We start from the raw sequence: 20,640 nt of genomic DNA, 5'->3' as shown, positions 1-20,640 counted from the left end.
CTACCCCCAAATCGGATTACCAGCCGCCGTGCCATCCGCTCAGCAGGCCCGTTGGCAGCGGGGTGGTGTCGGCGTCGATCTCCGGCTCGTGGAAGGCGAAATCGCAGCCCTGATCGGCCTGCAGCACGTGCCCGGTGTAGAGGCGGGCCCAGCCGGACGCGCCGGTGAACGTCCGGGGTGGAGACTCAAGGAGCCTGTGCCTGATCTCACTGTCGTCCACGTCCAGGTGCAGACGCCGTCCGGGGACGTCGAGGTCGATGAGGTCGCCGTCGCGGACGGCCGCCAGAGGGCCGCCCACGGCGGATTCGGGGGCGACATGGAGGACGGCGGTCCCGTACGCCGTTCCGCTCATCCGGGCGTCGGAGATGCGCACCATGTCGGTGACGCCCTCGCGCAGCAGCTTCGCGGGTATCGGGAGCTGTCCCCATTCCGGCATGCCTGGCCCGCCGACGGGACCCGCGTTGCGTAGGACGAGTACCGAATCGGCGGTCACCGGCAGCGCGGGATCGTCGATTCGTGCGGCCAGGTCGGAGACGCTGTCGAATACGATCGCGGGCCCGCGATGGCGAAGCAGTTGGCCGGAGGCGGCCGACGCCTTGATGACCGCGCCGTCGGGCGCCAGGTTGCCGCGCAGCACCGCCAGGCCGCCGGGAGCGCCGAACGGGTCGTCGAGCGTGCCGATCACGCGGCGGTCGGGTGAGGCGGGCGCGCGAAGCTGCTCCTGCAGCGTGTGGCCTGTCACGGTGAGAGCGTCGGTGTGCAGCAGCGGCTCCAGCTCGCGAAGCAGGGCCGGGACGCCACCGGCGCGGAAGAAGTCCTCGAACAGGTGCTCGCCCGCGGGCCGGACGTTGACGAGCAACGGCGTACGCGCCGCGGCGGCATCGAGGTCGTCGAGCGAGAACGGCGCCCCGCTCCGCCTGGCCAGCGCGAGCAGGTGGACGATCGCGTTGGTCGATCCGCCGATCGCGGCCAGCATGGTGGCCGCGTTGAGCAGTGCGGCGCGGGTGACGATCTGGCGCGGGCGCGGCCCGGAGCGCGCGAGGAACACCGCACGGGTGCCCGCGTCCTCCGCAGCGGCGTATCGCCGCGCGTCCCCGGCGGGGATGGCAGCCGAGCCGGGCAGCGCGACTCCGAGGGTCTCCGCGAGCACGGCCATGGTGGACGCGGTGCCCATCTCGGTGCAGTGCCCGACCCCGGGCATGGCCGCCTGCTCCAGTTCGGCGAACTCCGCCTCGCTCATCTGCCCGGCGCGCAGCCGGTCGGTGTAGCGCCACAGATCGGTGCCGACGCCGAGCCGCCGTCCGTGGAAGACGGCGGGTGCGGCGGGGCCGCCGGGCACCATCACGGCGGGTACGTTGGCCGAGGCGGCGCCCATGAGCTGCGCCGGGATGGTCTTGTCGCAGCCGCCCAGGAGCACGACCGCGTCGAAGGGATAGGAGCGCAGGCTTTCCTCGACGTCGATGGCCATCAGGTTGCGGTACAGCATCGCGGTGGGCTTCATGAGGTTCTCGCCCAGAGAGATCGTCGGGAACTCCAGCGGCAGGCCCCCCGCCTGGAGCACGCCACGCCGTACGGCGTCGGCGAGCCCGCGGAAGTGCGCGTTGCAGCTGACGAGCTCCGACCAGGAGTTGGCGATGCCGACGATCGGACGGCCGGACAGTGCGGCCTGGGACAGCCCCGTGGCGCGCAGTGAGGCTCGGTGCAGAAAGCCCGGCAGGTCCTCGCCGGCGAACCAGGCGGCACTTCGCAACGACACGTGATCGGCTCCTTTGGGGGCTTCAGTAGATCCGGGCCAGCAGGCCGCCGTCGACCACGAGGTCGGTGCCGGTGACGTAGGCGGCGTCGTCGGAGGCCAGGAAGAGCGCCGCGGCGGCCACATCCTCGGGTGAGGCGAAGCGGCGCAGCGGGTAGCGCTCGGCGAGCCGCGCGCGGGCGGCGTCGGGGTCGGGCTGGAAGGCGAAGAAGTCGTCGAGCAACTCGGTCTCCACATCGCCCGGGCAGATGGTGTTGACGCGGATGCCCTCAGGCCCGTGGGCCGTGGCCAGCGCCCGGGTCATGGACCGCAACCCGCCTTTCATCGCGCCGTAGGCAGGCATGTCCGGGTCGCCCACGATGCCGAGCAGAGACGCGGTGATGACGATCGAGCCGCCGCCCCTTGCCCGCAGCGCAGGCAGAGCGGCCTGTACGCCGAGATAGACGCCGCGGAGGTTGACCGAGTGCAGCCGGTCCCACTGCTCGGGGCCGGTGTCCTCGATCCGACCCATGACCTGCACCGCCGCGTTGGCGTGCAGGATGTCGACCCCGCCGAACCGGCGGACGGTCTGTTCGACCATTCGCGCGTTGTCGCCGGGCGATGCCACGTCCGCGGCGATGGCGAACGCGTTGGCGCCGATCCGCCGCGCGAGATCCTCCACCGCCTCGGCGCGTCGGTCCACGCAGGCCACCGAGGCGCCTTCGGCAGCGAACCTGGCCGCGGTCGCCGCTCCGATGCCGCCGGCCGCGCCGGTGACGATCGCTACTTTTCCTGCCAGCCGCAATGGTCCTCCTTACTCGTTGGTCTTGATCCACGTCGACAGACGCGCACAGGCCTCGTGCACCGCTTTGCCCACCTGTGGCCACTGCGTCCTGGGCAGGCGGGCCGCCACCGCCGACACCGAGATCGCGCCGATCGGCCGATCGGCGCGGCCGAGTACGGCGGCGGCCAGGCACACGCCCCCGATCTCGGACTCCTCTTCGTCCAGGGCGTAACCACAGGCGCGCGCATCGTCGAGAGCAGGGCGCAGCTCCGCCAGCGTCGTGCAGGTGGACGGGGTCAGCCGCGCGTACGGCTCCTGCCCCAGCAGCGCGCCCCACTCCCGTTCCGGCAACGCGGCCAGGATGGCCTTGCCGATCGCGGTGGCGTGTGGGGGCACCCGCTCGCCCAGCGTCGTGGTCAGCCGGATGGCGTGCACGGCGTCCACGGTGTCGGCCCACACGATGCGCCCGCGCCGCAGCACCGCGAGGTTGATCGTCTCACCGGTGAGCCCGGACAGCTCGGCCAGCACCGGCGCGGCCAGGGGAATCAGCGAGCCGGAGTCCGAGCGCGCCATCAGATCGTTCAACGCTGGGCCGAGCCGGTACTCGTGCGTTTGCGGCATGTGCCGGACGTAACCGCGCTCCTGCAGCACCGCAAGCAGTCGGTGCACGGTGGCGCGGGAGGCGCCGAGCCGCTTGGCCAGCCCGGCCAGCGTCGTCTCGCGGCCCTCGGCCAGGAGCTCCAAGGCGTCGAGGGCGCGCTCCAATGAGCCGGACATCTCACCTCTGTCTCATATAGTGCAACAGTATTGTTTGCATATGTGAGATTAAAGCAGGCACACTCCCCGTATGTCACATCCCTCCCTCCGTCGGCTGTTCTCGACCGTCTCGAGCGCGCTCGCGGCCGACGCGCTCGACCATCTCGACCTGAGAAACCAGTGCCTGCCCCCGGATGTCGTCCCCCTCGCGCCGTCGCACACGCTGCTCGGCCCGGCCTTCTGCCTGCGCGCCGAGCCGGCCCGCGAGACCCGGCCCACCGTGCCCTACCAAGGGCTGCTACGCGCGATGGACCACGTCCAAGCGGGTGAGATCGTCGTGTTCGCCACCGGCAGGTCCGACGCGGCGGGCGTATGGGGGGAGCTGATCACCACCGCCTGCCACGCGCGCCGCGTCGCCGGAGCCCTGACCGACGGCCTGGTACGGGACGCGGCAACGCTGGCAGGCGGGACCTTCCCGATCTTCAGCCGGGGGACTGTGCCCTACGACAGCAAGGGCCGGCTCGACGTGGTCGAACACGGCGAACCCGTCACGCTGGGCGGCGTGCCGATCCGGCCGGGCGACGTACTGGTCGGCGACCTGGACGGGGTCACTGTCGTACCGGCCGAAGCCGTGGTCCGCGTCGCCGAGTTGGTCGCGGACAAGCGCGCGACCGAGGCGTCCTTCCGCGCCGCGGTCGCCGAGGGCGGCTCGCTCACCGACGCCTTCCAGCGGTACGGCGTCCTGTGACGGCGACCACCTGGTGGAAGCACGGCGCGATCTACCACATCTACCCCCGGTCCTTCGCCGACAGCGACGGCGACGGCGTGGGCGACCTGCCGGGCATCACCGCGCACCTGGACTACCTGTCCTGGCTCGGGGTCGAGGCGATCTGGCTGTCGCCGTTCTACCGCTCGCCCCAACGCGACTTCGGATACGACATCACCGACCACACCGACGTCGACCCACTTTTCGGCACCCTCGCCGACTTCGACCGGCTGCTGGCCGAAGCACACCGCCGCGGGCTGCGCGTGATCCTCGACTTCGTGCCCAACCACACCTCCATCGATCACCCGTGGTTCGCCGCGTCCCGCACGTCCGCGGACGACCCCAAGCGCGACTGGTACATCTGGCGTGATCCGGCAGGCGGCGGGCCACCCAACAACTGGCGCGCGGTCACCGGCGGGCCGGCCTGGACCCTCGACCCGCGGACCGGCCAGTACTACCTGCACTCGTTCCTGCCCGAGCAGCCTGACCTGAACTGGCGCCACCCTGAGGTGAGACGAGCGATGCATCGGGTGATGCAGTTCTGGCTGGATCGAGGCGTCGACGGCTTCCGCATCGACATGGTGGACTACCTGCTCAAAGACGAACACTTCCGGGACGAGCCGCTCGACGGGCACGGCACCTACGAGCCCGCGCTGGCCCGCTACCAGCTCAACCAGCCCGGCACCCTGGAACTGCTCAGAGAACTGCGCGACATCACGGACGGCTGTCCCGGGCGGGTGCTGATCGGCGAGGTGGAATACCGGCTACCTCTTCCCCGGCTGACCGGCTACTACGGCAACGACGACATGCTGCACCTGCCGATCAACTTCTGGCTGCTGTTCACTCCCTGGCAGGCGCACGACCTGCAAACCTTCATCACCGCCTACGACGGCGCGCTGCCCGGGCACGCGTGGCCCAACTGGGTGCTGGGCAGCCATGACATCTCCCGCATGGCCACCCGGCTCGGCCGCGACCAGATACGCGTCGCGCTGATGCTGCTGTTCACCCTGCGCGGCACACCGGTGCTCTACTACGGCGACGAACTCGGCATGACCGATGTGCCGATTCCCCCGCACCAGGCACGCGACCCCTGGGAGGGACGGGATCCGGCCCGCACCCCGATGCCCTGGACCGCAGGGCCCAACGCCGGATTCAGCCCGCCGGAGGCTCGGCCGTGGCTGCCGCCGGGCGACCCGTCCGTCAACGTCGCCGCCCAGAGGGCCGACCCCGGCTCGCTCCTCAACCTCACCCGCGCCCTGCTTGCCCAACGCCGCGGACACGCCGCGCTGAGGAACGGGTCATACCAGCCCGCGCCCGCCCCCGATGGTGTGCTCGCCTACCGGCGCGTCCATCCCGACGAAGAACTGCTGATCACGCTCAACCTCACCGGCTCGACCCTCGACATCCCGATCCCAGGAAAACCGCTGCTGTCCACCCACTCGGGAACAAGCAGATTGATACTCCCTCACGAGGGACGCATCACCATGCTCAGAGCCGCTGGGCATGTCTCCGAGGTCGAACAAGCTCTGGCACCGGCGAGCTGAGGAAACCGGCTCACGAAAGGACGCCCCAGCCCGACCGGGCACGGCACCTTCGTCGGTGACAGATCTCAGGCGACCCAGTGTGGTCGCCGGTCAGCGGACGCGGCCGGAAGGCCGTCGATGAGCGTGGCGGCCATACGGTGCACGGCCTCGCGCAGGGTGTCGGAGGGCTTGGTGTACGGGATCCGGAGGCGCTGTTCGAAGAGGCCCGGGTCGGCGGCGAAGAAGGCGCCGCCTTCGATCCGCACGCCGTAGGCCAGCGCTCGTTCGGCCAGGGCCGAGGCGATGGGCTCGCCCATGTCCACCCAGAGTGACAGGCCGCCGGGCGGCAGCCGCCAGGTCCACTGCGGTATGTGTCCGGCCAGCGCGGCGGTGAGGGCCGTACGCTGCTCGCGTATCTGCTCCAGCCGGGATGGCAGCACGTCTGCCTCTCGGGCCAGGAGGTTGCGGGCCAGGAGCTGGTCCAGGACCGAGCCGCCCAGATCGGTGGCGATGCGTTGGCCGGCGAGTTCGGTCACCAGCCGTGAGGGGGCGCGCAGCCAGCCGATGCGCAGGCCGCCCCAGTAGGTTTTGCTCATCGAACCGATGGTGATGACCTGGCCCGCGCCACCGGGCGCTGCGTGGCAGGCGAACGGCGGCGGGGCCGGGACGTCGAGGGCGAGTTCGGCCATGGTCTCGTCGATGACCAGCCACGTACCGGTGCGCTGGGCGGCACGCAGGACACGGACACGCTCGTGAGCCGGCATGAGCAGACCGGTCGGATTGTGGAAGTCGGGAATCAGGTAGGCGAGCTGGGGCACGACCTGGCGCAGGGTGGACTCGATGATCTCGACGTCCCAGCCGGTGTCGGTCACCGGGACCGACACGGGACGCAGCCGGGCACGGCGGATGGCGTCCAGGACGTTCGGGTAGGACGGGCTCTCGACCATGACGCGGTCGCCGGGCGCGGACAGGAGCCCGATGACCAGCGTGAATGCGTGTTGGGCGCCGGAGGTCACCAGGATCTGCTCGGGTACGGTGGCCAGTCCCCGCCGGGTGAACCGCTCAGCGATGGTGGCACGCAACTCCGGCAGGCCGTAGGGGTGGTACCCGGGGGTGTGCGCGTGCTCGGTCAGATGCGGGGCGACCTCGCGGAGCGCGTCGACGAGCAGGTGCTCGGGTAGCCCGAAGGCGGCCCTGGCGAGGTCGATCGCGCTGTCGCCGGGTTGGAGGAACCGGGCGACGCGGGTGGGGGCACGGTCCTCGGGCAGCGCCGTCCAGGTGCCGGCGCCCTTGCGGCTGTGGGCGTAGCCGCTTTGACGCAGCAGGTCGTAGGCGGCGGTGATGGTGGGTCTGCTGGTGTTCAGGGCGGTGGCGAGCTCCCGCTCGGCGGGAAGCCGGGTGTGCAGGGAGATCCGTCCGTCCAGGATCAGCGTGCTGATCGCCTGGGCCAGGTGGCGGTAGGCGGGCCGCGCGCCGGCGGGGTCCGGCAGCATGGCGGCGAGTTGCCGGCCTCCCAGCGTCCTTCCAGGACGGTTCGCCATGTCCGCAGGCCGGGACGGAGTCGAGTCGGTCATACCACTTCCCGGAGATTGGCCATGTCGCTGTGGCCAATCACTGTACAGAATCTTGGCCATTGCCAAAGAGGCAGGAGGACACCGGAGAGGTGACAGATATGGAGCAGGAGGCCATAGACCGACATGCGTCCAGACCACAGCATCATCACAAGGAGCCTGCACGGGCGCCGATCGTCCGGCTGAAGATCGCGCTCGTCGACGCCGGGATCGGACTGCTGGCGGCAGCCGCCGCGGTGCGCCGGCTGCGCCCCGACGCCGATCTCGTGCTCTCCTCCGACCCCGACGGCATGCCCTGGGGACCGCGTACCCCGCGCGACATCGCGGCCCGGGCCATCGCCATCGCCGAGGCAGCGGCCGCGCATCGCCCGGATGCGTTGATCGTCGCGTGCAACACCGCCACCCTGCATGCCCTGCCCGACCTGCGTGCGCGCTTCGAACCCGATGCGCCGGTGATCGGCACGGTGCCCGCGATCAAACCGGCCGCCGCCGGCGGCGGACCTGTCGCCGTCTGGGCCACCCCAGCCGCGACCGGCAGCCCCTATTTGCGCGGGCTCATCACCGAGTTCGCGGACCGGGTGAAGGTCGCCGAGGTGCCGTGCCCCGGGCTCTCCGACGCCGTCGAGCACGCGGACCAGGCGGCCATCGCCCGCGCGGTCGCCGCCGCGGCGGAACGTACTCCCGACGATGCCCGCGCCGTCGTCCTGGGTTGCACCCACTACGAGCTCATCGCCGAGCACATCCGCGCGGCCGTACGGCAGCCCGGCTCGCCACCGCCTGTCCTGCACGGTACCGCCGGTGCGGTCGCCGCCCAGATGCTGCGCCGGATCGGCGAGCGACCTGCACCCGAGGCGCCGGCCGAGGGCACACTGACGGTGATCCACAGCGGCCGCGAGGCCGCGCTCCCGGCGGCGGCGCTGGCCTACGAGGAAGGCCGTCTGCTGCGGGCCGGCCCGACACGCTCGGGGCACGTCCGTGAGCGCTGAATCTCCTGCCGCGCCGGCACCGGGCACGCGCCCGTCTCCAGCGCCTCTCGGCTACGTCCCCCTCACCGAACATCCACTGAGACGTCTCACCCAATTGTTCGCCGGTCTCGCCCTGTACGGCTTCAGCCTGTCGGCGATGGTCCGGGCCTCGCTGGGCGTCAACCCCTGGAGCGTTCTGTACGAAGGGCTGGAGCGCCAAACCCCGCTGAGTTTCGGCACGATCAGCGCCGCCATCGGGGTGCTCGTGCTGCTGCTGTGGATTCCCCTCAAACAGACGCCGAAGCTCGGCACCGTTGCCAGCATCGTCGTCCTGGCATACTCATCGGATCTCGGCCTGGCGCTCATCCCGCAACACCTCGCCCTACCAGCCAGAATCGGCCTGCTGGTCGGAGGTGTCCTGCTCAACGGACTGTCGGTCGCCGTCTACGTCGGCGCGCGCCTCGGACCCGGCCCCCGGGACGGGCTGATGACCGGAGTCTCCGCCGCGACCGGGCGCTCCATACGGCTGGTCCGCACGCTGATCGAGCTCACCGTGCTCAGCGTGGGGTGGCTGCTCGGCGGGAGCGTCGGCGCGGGCACTGTACTGTACGCGCTTGCGGTCGGCCCGACCGCCCAGTTCTTCATGCGTTGGTTCACCTACCGCGTTGGGTGACATCGGTGGATCGAAACGTGTATCCGCCGGCTTCTCCCGAGGCCCGTAGAAGATCTGCGACCTGGTGGCCTGCTGTCCTCCGGCGAATACGCCGTGGGCAGCCTCGCGGCGGTGGACTGCACGGGCGCTGCCGTATGCGGGTGGTCATGCCGGGACGGTATGACCTTGACGCTGGCATCAAGGTCATAGTCGGCGTGCTGACTGTCTGGCATAACTGGATATGTCCAGATATGATGAGTGCGTGTTTGAGGTAGACAAAGATTCCCCTTTGCCGCTGTATCAGCAGATCAAGGAGCACATACGAGAGCTGGTCGACGGAGGGGTCTGGCACCAAGGGACACGGCTGCCGTCGGAACGGGAGCTGATCGCCCGGCTCGGCGTCAGCCGCATCACCGTCCGGCAGGCGCTGCGCGACCTGGTCGCCGAGGGCTACCTGGCCAGCGCCGCGGGCAAGGGATTCTTCGTCGCGGCCAGGCCGGGCCCGCAGGAGCTGCACGCGCTGGTCAGCCATACGGCGGCGATGACGGCAGACGACGTCGTACCGAGCAGCCGGGTGCTCGACTGCTCGGTCATGGCCGCCTCGGCCGCGGTGGCCAGGAAACTACGGCTGCCGGTCGGCGCCGAGGTCGTGCATCTGGCCAGGGTGCGACTGGGGGACGGGGTGCCGCTCACGGTGCAGCGGGTGTGGCTGCCTCACCACCTGGTGCCGGGACTGGCAGAGACCGACTTCTCCAGGGCCTCGCTCTTCGAACAGCTCAGAGGCCGTTTCGGGCTGCGGCTCGTCAAGGCCGACACGACGGTGAGCGCCCGGCTGGCCGATCCGGAGGAGGCCGGGGAACTGGACCTGGGCGATCCGCCGATCGGCCTGAGCGTCGATCAGCTGACCTTCGACGAGGAGGGGCGCGTGGTCGAGCTGTCCCGGTCGCTGCACCATCCATGGCGGCTGCCCATCCGCATCCTGCAGGACCTGCCTCCGCAGGAGAGCGCGGTCACCGTGGTCGCACGCCCAGCGCCGGCTGATTCCGCGGACGCGCCCCGCACCGACTGATCGCGAACGCGCGCTCATACCGTCCCGCCAGGGACGGCCGTTCAACCAGGAAGAAAGGAACGTTCCCCTTGGGTGACAGGAAACTCACGCTCGTAGGCGGCGGTGGTGTCCGCGGCCCCGTGTTCGTCGAGTCGGCGGCGATGCGCGCCGCGGAGCTGGGGCTGGATGAGATCGTGCTCCTCGACGTCGATGAGCACAAGTTGCGGCTGCTCGGCGGCGTTGCGGCCCACCTGGCGCGGCGCCACGGCGACGTGCGGGTGGTGGCCACCACCGACGCGCGGCGGGCGCTCGACGGCGCGGACTTCGTGGTGACCACCGTACGAGTGGGCGGGGACGCCGCACGTGTCGCCGACGAGCAGATCGCGGTCCGGCACGGCGTGCTCGGGCAGGAGACGACAGGCGCGGGCGGGTTCGCGATGGCGATGCGCTCGATCCCCGTCATCCTCCACTACGCCGAACTGCTCGCCGAGCTGAGCCCTCACGCCTGGCTGTTCAACTTCACCAACCCGGCGGGACTGGTCACGCAGGCCCTGCGCGACGCCGGGCACGAGCGGACCGTCGGCATCTGCGACAGCGCCAACCTGGCCCAGCACGCCGTGGCCGCCGTACACGGTCTCGACGCCAACGACCTGCGGCCCGAGGTGTTCGGCCTCAACCACCTGTCATGGGTACGGGCGGTCCGCGATCAGCAGGGCCGTGACCTGCTGGCGCCGCTGCTGGCCGAGCCCCGCTTCCGCGCCGGCACGCTGCAGCGCTTCTTTCCTGCCGCCCTGAGCGAGCTGTCCGGCATGTGGATCAACGAGTACCTGTATTACTACTATTTCGCCGAGGAAGCCATGGCCCACACCAGCTCCGAGGAGTCGAGCCGGGGCCAGGAGGTCGCCGGCCGCAACGCCGACCTGCTGGGCGAACTCGCGCGCATCGGCCCCGACCAGCCCGAGGAGGCGGTGGCCGCTTACCGGGCCTACGAGGCGGGGCGCCGCTCGACGTACATGAGCTACGCCGAGCCGGGCACGGCGCCGGCCGGGGAGCGTACCCTGGGCGAGGGCAGCGAGGGGTACGCCGCCGTCGCGCTCGACCTCATGGCGGCCATGACCGGAGGCCCGGCCCGCTACTGCGCCGCGAACGTGCCTGCCGCCGGCCACATCGACGCCCTGTCGTCGGAGGACGTGGCCGAGATGAGTGTGGTCGCCGACGCCACCGGCATCCGGCCGCTGCCGATCGGCGCCGTGCCCGAGCCCCAGGCGGGCCTCATGCGCCAAGTGAAGCTCTTCGAACGGCTCACCGTGCGGGCGGTCGCCGCCCGTTCCCGTTCGCTCGCGGTCCAGGCGCTGATGGCGCACCCGCTCGTCCTGTCCTACTCGCGGGCCGCCGCCCTGGCCGACGACTACCTCGCCGCCCACCACGACCACGCGGGCCAGTGGCGGTGAGCGCGTTCCCTGCCGGCCGCTCGGTACTGATCGTCGGCGACTACTACCTCGACCTGGTCTTCGCCGGCCTGCCCCGCTGGCCGCAACCCGGTACGGAGGTCTTCGGCACGGGGACGGCCTCCCTGCCCGGCGGGGCCTTCACCCCTCAGCGGGCGCTGCACCGCCTCGGCGTGCCCGCCGTGTGGGCCGCCCGGCTGGGCGATGACCCGCACAGCCGCCTCGTCCTGGACGAGGCCCACGCCGAGGGCATCGACACCTCCGCCTACCTGCTGCATCCCGGCCCTGTCCGGAACATCTCGGTGGCTATGTCCTACGGCGGCGAACGCGGGTTCGTCTCGTTCAAGGAGCCGCTGCCCCCGCTCGACGTGATCGGCGTCATCCTGGACCGGCGTCCGGCGTGCGTGCTGCTCACCGAGCTCACCGTCGGCCCGCGGCTCGTCGCGCTCGTCGAGGCCGCGCACCGGGTCGGAGCTGTCGTCTTCATGGACTGCCAGCACACCGACGCCACACTGGACGACCCCGCGATCACCGCCGCGCTGAAGGCGGTCGACATCTTCGCGCCCAACGCCGGCGAGGCGCGCGTACTCACCGGTCATGGGGAGCTCAACGACGCTCTCGACCGTCTGCGCGAGCTGACGCCCACGGTCGTGATCAAGAACGGGGCGCACGGGGCGCTTGCCGCGACCTCCACCGAACGCGTGAGCACCGCCGCCGAGGCGGTGACCGTGATCGACACCATCGGCGCGGGGGACTGCTTCGACGCCGGGTTCGTCGCGGGGCACGTTTTCGGGCTCGGCCTGGCCGGCAGCACCGCGCTCGGCACGTTGTGCGGCACATTCTCGGTCACCGGCCACGGTGGCGCCGCCGCGCCGTCCCTCGCCCAGATCGCCGAGCGCGCGCCCGAACTCGTGCCCTGGGCCGCCTGACCGGCCCATCTTGTGTGCCCGGTAAGAATCGAGCCGCACGGCCCAGAGCGACGGTGCGTAACCGGGAGCCCCCAGGCGGCGGTGCACCACCTCACCCGTCGTACCGTGTCAGAGTGACCGTGCCCGCTGACCCGATGTCCACCGCCCTGGCGCCCTTCGTGGCGACGCTGGGTGCGTACGAACTTGGGTCCGGCCCGGTCGCCGTCCATCGCGGACTTCCCTCGCCCACGGTGTCGATCACGATCCCCGAGGAGGACTCGCTCGAGATCTCGTGGGTCGGGCGGCCCGGCTCAAGCCGGCGGCGCCGGGCTGTTGTGGCCGGGCTCCATCTGGACGCGGCCGAGCTGAGGCAGGCGGGATGCACGCGCGGGGTGTGGTTGACGCTCAGCCCGCTGGGCGCCGGCGCACTGCTGGGGCTCCCGGCGTCGGCGCTGGCCGGGCACATCGTGGATCTCGCCGACGTCGTCCCGGCGATGGCGGACCTGCCGGAGCGGCTCGCGGCCTGCCGGACATGGCCGCAGCGTCGCGCCCTTGTCGCACAGTCCCTGCTCACCGGCCTCGGTCGGCACGGCGAAAGCGCCAACCACCACGAACTGCGATCCGCGATCGCAGCCTTGTCCGGGACCACCCGGGTGCAGGATGCCGCTTACCGGCTCGGGTGCTCCCGGCGGCACCTGAGCAGTCTGGTTCGAGCCGAGTTCGGGGTGACGCCGAAGGAGTACCAACGGCTCGTCCGCTTCGAGACTGCCCGTGGCCGGCTCGTGGACGCCGCTCGTTCCAAGGGGGTCGGTCTGGCGGCGGTCGCCGCCGCGTCGGGATTCGCCGATCAGGCGCACCTCACCCGGGAGTGGCGGGCCATGGCCGGGTGCACGCCCACCGAGTGGCTACGCGCCGAAGGCCTGGCCGTGCAGGGGCCGTCGGTCGGCGACCGGTAGCCAAGCGAAGAGCGCGGTCAGGTGGCACCCCATCCGGGGACGGTTCGTTCCCAGATGTTCAAGACTCCGTCGGGACAAGGCCCAACGATGGGTCCATGACACCGAACACACACATTTGCCCTCGTCTTATCGTGCCCGACCCAGACCGTGCGTCGGCGTTCTACCAGGACGCCCTTGGCGCAGAGGAAGTGTTCCGTGCTCCCCTGAGCGACGACGGCCGACCCAGCGTCGTTCATCACCGCATCGGCGGTTCGTCCTTCCGGGTCTCCCCGGCCGTCTCCTCGTGGGGGTGGCTCTCACCCGGTGACCTCGGCGGCTCCGCGGTCCTCCTCGAGATCGAGGTCGACGACCCGGACGCGGTCGGCGAACGCATGATCGCCCACGGCGCCGAAGTGGTCGTGCCGATCGAGAACCGGTCCTACGGCAAGCGTTCGGGGCGTGTCCGTGACCCGTTCGGCCACCTGTGGATCATCACTGGTGGGCTTCGCTGAGGGCGGGCCGAGCGGCAGGTGAGCACCCAGCCCAGGCCCCGACCCGATCTACCGGGGGGTCTCAGCGCGCCCAGAGCCGGTCGGCCAGCGTGTCCAGCGCGGCCTGGGACGGGCTTCCCATCGGGGCGGTGTAGGTGACCAACTGCTGGTCGGCGGTTCCCGGCAACAGCATGCCGACGTAGGCCAGCGACAGCCGTCCCACCAGCGGATGCTGATATTCCTTGCGTCCGGTGCCCGGCCCTTTCACGTCCTGCCGGTCCCACCATCGGCGGAAATCGGGGCTGCGCTCGGTCAGCTCGTCGATGAGCGCGCGCGTGGCGGCGTTGCCGGGGTCCAGGCCGGTCGCGGTGCGCAGTTGGGCAATGCCGTGCCGCGCCATCTGCTCCCACTCGACGTAGAGCGAACGCGCACGCGGGTCGCAGAACGCGTACCAGACCAGGTTGGGGCGGGGCATCTCGGCGAAGTCGGCGATCAGCGCGACGGCCATCGGGTTCCATGCGAGTACGTCCAGCCGGCCGTTGAGCACGTAAGCGGGGATGCGGTCGAGCTGTTCCAGCAGCCGGTGGACGGCCGGGGGGACCTGTTCCTCCTCGTGCCGGCGCAGCGGGGCGGGCTCGGACTGGGCCAGCCGGTAGAGGTGGTCGCGTTCGTCGGGGTTCAGCAGCAACGCCCGCGCCAGCGCGTCCAGCACCGACGACGAGGGGCGTACGGACCGCCCCTGCTCAAGGCGCATGTAGTAGTCCGGGCTGATACCCGCGAGCTGGGCGACCTCGGCTCGGCGCAGGCCCGGCGCCCTCCTGCGGTCGTTCGCGGGCAGCCCCACCGTCTCCGGGCGAATCCGGTCACGCCGCGAACGCAGAAAATCGGCCATCTCACGTGTCGGCATACAGTCCAGGCTAGTCCTGAGAGTACTGGTCTCCCGCGGGTACTGGCTGCCCTTCTGTGCAGTGACGAGGCTCGATGCATCGAACGACGCAGAAAGAGGTGAACCGGCGTGCACTACCGCACACTGGGAGAACGCGGCCCGAAGGTGTCGATCATCGGATTCGGCGCCATGACGCTGGCCCCCGGCATCTACGGGGACATGACGGAGGGCGAGGCCACCGCGACCCTGACCGCCGCCGTCGACGCGGGCATGACGTTCATCGACACCGCCGACATGTACGGCGACGGACACAGCGAGCGCGTCATCGGCCGCGTGCTCGCGGGCCGCCGCGGCGACATCGTCCTGGCCACCAAGTTCGGCGGGAATCATGACGAGAACGGCGTCCTGCGGCACGGCCTGGGCCGTCCCGAGTACGTACGCACCGCTCTGGAGGCGAGCCTGACCCGGCTCGGCACCGACCACATCGACCTGTACTACCTGCACCGGCTCGACCCCACGACCCCGATCGAGGACACCGTGGGGGCGCTGGCTGAGCAGATCGCGGCCGGCAGGATCGGGCACATCGGCCTGTCGGAGGTGTCGCCGCGCACGCTGCGCCGCGCGCAGGCGGTGCATCCGATCACCGCCGTTCAGACCGAGTATTCGCTGTTCAGCCGGAACCCCGAGGACGGGATCCTGGCGGCCTGCGCCGATCTGGGCGTCGGCTTCGTGGCTTACAGCCCGCTGGGACGCGGCCTGATCGGCGGGGCCGTCCGTTCGGCGGCCGACTTCGGCGGCGACGACTGGCGGCGCGGCAATCCGCGCTTCCAGGGCTCCAACCTGAGCCGCAACGTGTCGCTCGCCGACGCGATCGCGACGCTGGCCGCCGAGCAGGGAATCGCGTCCGCGCAACTGGCGCTGGCCTGGCTGCTGCGCCGTGGCGCCTTCCCGATCCCCGGCACGCGCCGCGCCGCCAACGTGCGCGCCAACGCCGCGGCCGCCGACCTGGACCTGCCCGACGCCGTCTTCGAACGCCTGGAGACCCTGGTGCCCCGTGCCGCGGTCGCGGGGCCGCAGGCGGACGAGAGCTACCTGGCCAACATCGATCGCTGACGTTCTCCGCCGGGCGACCGGAGGAGAACGCAAGGGATCACCAGATGGGCGCCGGCAGGGCTTCACCGCAGGCGTATCCGGTCGACGGCGAAGCCGGCGGGCGGCGCCGCAGCAGGACGCAGATCGAGGCGCGCGGCAGTTCCCCGGACCACAGGATCGCCTTCCACCTCCCGCACACCTCCGGGAACGTCACTCCAGCCGGGCCGCGGCCTCCAGCGGCTCGGACGAACGGAGGAAGCGCAGGTCCTCCATGACCAGGGCGACATTGGTGGCGCCGCCGCGGCGGAGGGCCGGGGCCAGCGCGTCCAGGTCGGACCAGCGGGATGGGCGGAGGTGGACGCGGTAGCCGTCTCCGGCGGGCTCCAGGGTGAGGGCTTCGCCGATGGCGAGCCTGCTCTCCGGGAGGTGGGCCGCGGTCGCTCCGACGGCTCGTTCCAGGGCGGTGACCGAGGTGACCCCGGCGGCGATGGGCAGGGTCGTGTCCGGGCCGGTGACGTGTTCGTGCAGGTCACGCAGGCGGGCGGCGGCGGTCGTACGGGCGGGGTGGTCCTTGGGCAGGCGGTCGGCCAGGAGCCTCACGGCGCGGGCGATGTGACCCAGCGGCGGTACGGACGGACGCTCGCCGAGCAGGGCGATCAGCGCCTCCAGGGCGTCCTCGGCGCCGGAGGCGAGGGTGACCCACTGCTCGGTGGTGAGCGGGGTGAGCCTCGGGTGGCGTTCCGTCCAGTACGCGACCGCCCGGTCCAGGGCGGGGCCCGTACGCCAGAGGTCGGCGGGGTCGTCGGGCATGAGCAGTTCGACGACTTCGACGGCCTCGTCGGTGGTGGTGAGCGCCTCCAGGGAGAGCGCGGCGATGCGCAGTTCGATCTCGGTCAGGTTGAGTGCGCGGGCGCGGGCGGCGTCGCCCTTGCGGAAGGCGGCGACGCGGCCCCGCGCCCAGCCGTCCGGCCAGGAGAGCGTGCGGGCCGAGGTGGACAGCAGGATCAGGCACTGGGCCGGTGACAGGCCGGTGGCCTCGGCGAACGCCCGTACGGTCGCCTCCCGGTCCACGGGCGGCGGGCCGTTCTCGGTGATCAGGTCGAGCGCCCGCCGGAGCCGGTCCGGGTCGCCCCACCCGCGGCAGGTCCGCAGTTCGACGGCGCGGTTGCGGGTGAACAGGAGCGGGTCGGGGCCGTCCGGGGTGTGGAGGAGCGCCGTGACCGCGTACCCGTGCCCCACCGGCTCGTAGTCGGCGACGGCGGCGGCTGTGATGGGTCCTCTGCCCGAGCGGATCTGCCCGAGGTCGTACTCCGGGCGCAGCCGGGCGACGTGCCAGGTGCCGTCGGTACGGAGGAGTTCGGGGACGGCGGCCAGTTCCACAAGTTGCGCGCGCCCGCCGCCGTTGCCCCACGCGACCTCCAGGACGGCGGCGCCGAGGCGGCCCAGCGTGTTCTCGACCCCCTTGACGGCGGGGGCGTCGAATATCGCGATCTTCTTGTCGTACGGCACGTCGACGGCGGCACGGGTGAAGTGGACGATCCTCTCGTACGCGGACTCAGGCCCCGGATCGTCCGGCTCGGGGGACTTCTCGGACCGGACGGCGGGTGCCGCGGAGGCGGGCGCCGGGCGCAGGTGGGGCGGCGGGGTCAGCGCCAGGCGTTGCAGCAGGGCGAACGCGCGCTCGCGGCATTCGACGGCCGTCCACACCAGGGACGTGACGCCCTTCCGGAGCGACTCGTCGGTGATCTCCGGCAGGAGCGGGCGGAGCCGTCCCGCCAGCTCGTCGCGGGCGGCGACCTTCTCCCGGTACTCGCTCTCGGGGTCCAGCACCCGCATGAGGTCGGCGGCGAACGCGGCGTCCGCGACGTCGATCAGGGCCTGCGCCTTCTTCTCGTCGACGGCGCGCAGCGCCCTGGATCCTTCGGGGTCGCGCGGCCGCATCGCCGACCACCTGCCGGGGGGCGCGACCAGGCGGGTCCCGGACGCGTAGCGGTGGTGCTCGACCGTGCTGATGTTCTCGGCGCCGTCGTGCTCGGGCGCCCTGCCCCGGCCGCGGACGTAGCGGCCGATGGTCCGCCCGGCCGGGTCCCGCAGCTCGATGATCCGGCCCTGGCCGCGCCACACGGTGGCCTCGGCGCCACCGGGGAAGGCGACCCGTTCGCCGTCGGCCGGTACGACGCGGCGGGCGGCGGGGTGCGCGCTGCCGTGCGGGCAGTGCGGGCCGCCGTGGTCCAGTACGGTCACCCGGCCGTTCACGGCGATCAGGCAGCGGTCGTAGAGGTCGCGCGCCTCGGCCCGTTCGTGGGACCGGCTGGAGACGTACTCGTACGTGCCGAAGCCGTGGGACGGGCCGGCTCCATCCGGTGTGACGACGCAGGCGCGGAACTTGTGCTCCCAGAGCCGGCCGGACTCGATCAGGAGCAGGTCGGTGCCGCTCTCTTCCAGGTAGTCGGTGATGGTGTTGACGTGGCCGGGGACGAAGGCGGGCAGCTCCAGTTCGTCGAGGACGCCGCCGCTCAGCGTGGTGGCGAGGGCGCGGGCCGGGTCCGTCCCGGTCGCGATCGTCCGGACGCTGTCCAGGAGGGGGCCGGGGACTCCGGCGATGGTGAACCGTTGGGCGTCGCACAGGGCGGCGTGCGCGTCCGGAAGCCCTTGACTTGGGACCCGCGCGGCATGCTCGGCCAGGATGGCGGCGACAATCTGCGCCGTTCCCGGTGTCGCGGTCAGGGCCCGTACGGTCTCGGGGGCGGTCTGCTTCGGGACTGCGGGCTCGGTGACGTTGAGCTGGTTGGTCACGTTGCCCACGATCGCGTCGCGCAGCAGCGGAGCCCAGTCCGGGTCGGCGGCGACGGCGGTCAGGTCGGCGCCCGCTCCGGAGGCGAGCCGGTCGTACAGCTTGAACGTGTGCAGCAGCCGGGGCCGCGCGAGCGGGACGCCGCGGTCCAGGAGGAGATCGAGGAGCGGGAGGTCGGCGGCGGTCTCCTCCCAGCGGTTGACCTCGTCCTCGTCGACTCCCAGTACCGCCTCATGGTCGTCGCAGGTGAGGCCCTCCGCGCGCAGCCGCGTACCGGCGTCGTGCAGGAGGTCGCCGAGACCGGCGACGGGGAGTGCGAGCCCCGCGTACAGCTTCAGGAAGCGGCCGAGCCAGTCCTTCGCCGCCGCCCCCGCCAGCCCGGGGGACGTGGTGAACGGGGCGGTCAGGCCCGCGCCCGCGAGGTTGCCGAGGAGGAGCGACACCGCCGCGCTCTTCGCCTTGGGGATGTCCTTGGCGGGCAGCGGCAGGATGCCGAGGAACGCGCGGCCGATGCCCGCGTCCGCCCGTACCATCGGGCCGAGCAACGCAAGGACGAACTCCCAGAGGGCCTGCGGTGCCGACTTCATGCAGCCGCTCTCCAGCAGGGCCCGTACGGCGCGTTCGTCCTCGGGCCCGCCGAGCGCGTGCCCGGCGGCCTTCGCCAGCGCCGCCCAGCCGTCGGCCAGGGCCAGCGCGCCGTCCGCGCCGTCCGGGACTTCCTCGCACCACTCGGTGAGCAGCCTACGGTGCCAGCGGTACGCGCCGGGGGCGGGATGACGGGCGGCGAGCCGCTTGCCGTGCTTCTTGAGCGTGGCCGTTCCGGCGGCGTCCGGTCCCGCGGCGAGGTGCGCCGCGACGAGCGCGGCCTCGTCGACCGGCAGCGCGTGCGCGTCCTCGGCGGCGCGGGCCTGCTCGAAGAAGGCGGCGGCGAAGCGGGCGCTGCCCGCGGCGGCCAGGATCCGCGCGCACTCCTCGTAGAACGGCGGCAGCAGCTCGGGCGCGTGCGTCTCCAGGTCGTCGCCGGTACGGGTGAGCGCGGTGCGCGCGAGGCCGGGCTTGCGGGCGGCCAGGCGGCGGGCGGAGCGCAGGTCGGTGTGCGCGGCCAGGATGCGGGCGCGGTGCGCCGGGTACCGGTGCAGTGCGGACGCGAGGAAGCCGAGCGGGCCCGCGTGCACGGTGCCGACGCCGGTCTCCGCCACCGGGTCCAGGTCGTACAGCGACTTCTCGGCCTTGTCACCGTCGACGGCCGCGCGCCGGACGAGTTCGACGACCGGCTCGTCCAGGACGGAGTGCTCGTAGCGGACGGCGACGCACGTGTCCTCGTCGGAGCCGGTGGGCGTGCCCGGCAGCACCGCCCCGGCGCGCAACAGCACGTCGCGCGTCGGGCCGGTGATGCCGGAGGGCACCACGGTGCCGGGCTCGCCTTGTCGGGCGTCGCAGTAGTGGGAGTACGCCTCGGCCGCCTCCACCACCGGCTCCGTCTCGTCCACGGTGCGGTCCGCGTACAGAGCCATGAGAATGCGGACGCCCTCGGACCAGGCGATGTCGCCGATCTCCCGGCCGCCCGCCGTGAAGCTCAGCCACGCCATGTAGGCCGGGCTCATCGGCCCGCTCCAGTCCAGGTCGATCTCGATGCCGAGCGGCTCGGGCGCGTGCACGGTGAACCGCGCTCTGTCCCCCTTGATGCGCCCGCCCAGCTCGTGCACGCGGCGCTCGAACGCGGCGCCGCTCTCGTAGTGGGCGTCCATGTATCCGAGGGTGTCGACCACGCCGAACGTACGGTCCATGCTCGCGGGACGCGTCCACACCTCGCGGCGTACCTGCTTGACAACCTGTGTGAGGTTCCGTCCCCGCCAGATGGGCAGCTCGTCGCCGAGCAGCAGCGGGTGCGGGATCGCGAAGGCGTCCGCGCCCGTCCACGCGCCCTCGCACAGGAGCGCACAGCGGCCGAGGTCGGGCGCGCCGTCCACGATCGGGGCGATGACCAGGTCGGTGAGCGTCTCGCGCCACACCGGGTCGTCCCACACGGCCGCGAACACCGCGGCCGGGACGGGCAGCGACCGCACCATCCAGGACTCGACCCGGTCGTGCACCGCCCGCACGTGCTCGCCGACCCGGTCGCAGAGGGAGGCGAGCCGTACCGCGGTCGGATCCTTCCTGACGTTGGCGGGCACCTTGGCCAGCACGCGACCCGCGGCCGTCCGGCAGACGAGCACCGGCCGCCGCGTCCCCTCGACGGTGAGCTCGTGGCCCGTCGAGATCCCGATCCATCCCATGGCACACCATCCT

At 71.8% G+C, this 20,640-nt stretch carries 16 protein-coding genes; 10 read left to right on the top strand and 6 right to left on the bottom strand.

Annotated features, from left to right (window positions below; all coding sequences use genetic code 11):
* Positions 1-16: 16 nt before the first annotated feature.
* From ABD844_RS49575 to ABD844_RS49565, 3 genes are read right to left on the bottom strand one after another with little or no spacing between them, the layout of a single operon-like run.
* Entirely contained in the window at positions 17-1,756 is a 1,740-nt protein-coding gene (locus tag ABD844_RS49575; RefSeq protein WP_344896020.1) for a dihydroxy-acid dehydratase, read from the bottom strand.
* 22 nt (positions 1,757-1,778) lie between these two features.
* Entirely contained in the window at positions 1,779-2,537 is a 759-nt protein-coding gene (locus tag ABD844_RS49570; protein ID WP_344896018.1) for an SDR family NAD(P)-dependent oxidoreductase, read from the bottom strand.
* 9 nt (positions 2,538-2,546) lie between these two features.
* On the bottom strand, positions 2,547-3,293 hold the full coding sequence (locus ABD844_RS49565; RefSeq protein ID WP_344896016.1) for an IclR family transcriptional regulator: 747 nt from the start codon (positions 3,291-3,293) through the stop codon (positions 2,547-2,549).
* A 70-nt stretch (positions 3,294-3,363) separates the two neighbouring features.
* Here ABD844_RS49565 and ABD844_RS49560 point away from each other — a divergent pair, with 70 nt between their 5' ends.
* Positions 3,364-4,020 carry an RraA family protein gene (locus ABD844_RS49560; protein ID WP_344896014.1) on the top strand — a complete coding sequence of 219 codons (657 nt, stop codon included), beginning with the start codon at positions 3,364-3,366 and terminating at the stop codon, positions 4,018-4,020.
* On the top strand, positions 4,017-5,582 hold the full coding sequence (locus tag ABD844_RS49555) for an alpha-amylase family glycosyl hydrolase (protein WP_344896012.1): 1,566 nt from the start codon (positions 4,017-4,019) through the stop codon (positions 5,580-5,582). Before ABD844_RS49560 ends, ABD844_RS49555 begins: the two co-directional genes overlap by 4 nt.
* Before the next feature lie 65 nt (positions 5,583-5,647).
* On the opposite strand, the gene yczR is transcribed toward ABD844_RS49555, so the two are convergent.
* Entirely contained in the window at positions 5,648-7,135 is a 1,488-nt protein-coding gene (gene yczR / locus ABD844_RS49550; protein ID WP_344896010.1) for a MocR-like transcription factor YczR, read from the bottom strand.
* Between the two features lie 179 nt (positions 7,136-7,314).
* Between yczR and ABD844_RS49545 the strand changes: the two genes are divergently transcribed.
* The 7 genes from ABD844_RS49545 (at position 7,315) to ABD844_RS49515 (ending at position 13,600) form a co-directional block, all read left to right on the top strand.
* On the top strand, positions 7,315-8,118 hold the full coding sequence (locus ABD844_RS49545; protein ID WP_344896043.1) for a glutamate racemase: 804 nt from the start codon (positions 7,315-7,317) through the stop codon (positions 8,116-8,118).
* Positions 8,108-8,770, top strand: a complete 663-nt coding sequence (gene yczE / locus ABD844_RS49540) for a membrane protein YczE (protein ID WP_486348554.1) — start codon at positions 8,108-8,110, stop codon at positions 8,768-8,770. The genes ABD844_RS49545 and yczE overlap by 11 nt, the downstream gene beginning before the upstream one ends.
* Before the next feature lie 241 nt (positions 8,771-9,011).
* Entirely contained in the window at positions 9,012-9,818 is an 807-nt protein-coding gene (locus tag ABD844_RS49535; RefSeq protein WP_344896004.1) for a GntR family transcriptional regulator, read from the top strand.
* Between the two features lie 68 nt (positions 9,819-9,886).
* Positions 9,887-11,248: a family 4 glycosyl hydrolase gene (locus ABD844_RS49530; protein WP_344896001.1), complete on the top strand. Its 1,362-nt coding sequence runs from the start codon at positions 9,887-9,889 to the stop codon at positions 11,246-11,248.
* Entirely contained in the window at positions 11,245-12,174 is a 930-nt protein-coding gene (locus ABD844_RS49525) for a carbohydrate kinase family protein (protein ID WP_344895998.1), read from the top strand. The genes ABD844_RS49530 and ABD844_RS49525 overlap by 4 nt, the downstream gene beginning before the upstream one ends.
* 113 nt (positions 12,175-12,287) lie before the next feature.
* Positions 12,288-13,109 carry a helix-turn-helix domain-containing protein gene (locus tag ABD844_RS49520; RefSeq protein ID WP_344895995.1) on the top strand — a complete coding sequence of 274 codons (822 nt, stop codon included), beginning with the start codon at positions 12,288-12,290 and terminating at the stop codon, positions 13,107-13,109.
* Between the two features lie 131 nt (positions 13,110-13,240).
* Entirely contained in the window at positions 13,241-13,600 is a 360-nt protein-coding gene (locus tag ABD844_RS49515; protein ID WP_344895992.1) for a VOC family protein, read from the top strand.
* A gap of 61 nt (positions 13,601-13,661) precedes the next feature.
* On the opposite strand, the gene ABD844_RS49510 is transcribed toward ABD844_RS49515, so the two are convergent.
* Positions 13,662-14,486 carry a helix-turn-helix transcriptional regulator gene (locus tag ABD844_RS49510; protein ID WP_344895989.1) on the bottom strand — a complete coding sequence of 275 codons (825 nt, stop codon included), beginning with the start codon at positions 14,484-14,486 and terminating at the stop codon, positions 13,662-13,664.
* Positions 14,487-14,594: 108 nt separating this feature from the next.
* Between ABD844_RS49510 and ABD844_RS49505 the strand changes: the two genes are divergently transcribed.
* Positions 14,595-15,578 (top strand): aldo/keto reductase, encoded by a 984-nt coding sequence (locus ABD844_RS49505; RefSeq protein ID WP_344895984.1) that lies wholly within the window; start codon positions 14,595-14,597, stop codon positions 15,576-15,578.
* Positions 15,579-15,767: 189 nt separating this feature from the next.
* Here ABD844_RS49505 and ABD844_RS49500 read toward each other — a convergent pair whose 3' ends face one another.
* Complete coding sequence (locus tag ABD844_RS49500) at positions 15,768-20,627, bottom strand: DUF4132 domain-containing protein (RefSeq protein WP_344895981.1); 4,860 nt, start codon at positions 20,625-20,627, stop codon at positions 15,768-15,770.
* Between the last annotated feature and the right edge of the window lie 13 nt (positions 20,628-20,640).

Source organism: Nonomuraea antimicrobica (assembly GCF_039536965.1).
Taxonomy (GTDB): Bacteria; Actinomycetota; Actinomycetes; order Streptosporangiales; family Streptosporangiaceae; genus Nonomuraea; species Nonomuraea antimicrobica.
This window is presented reverse-complemented; position numbering and strand designations above follow the sequence as displayed.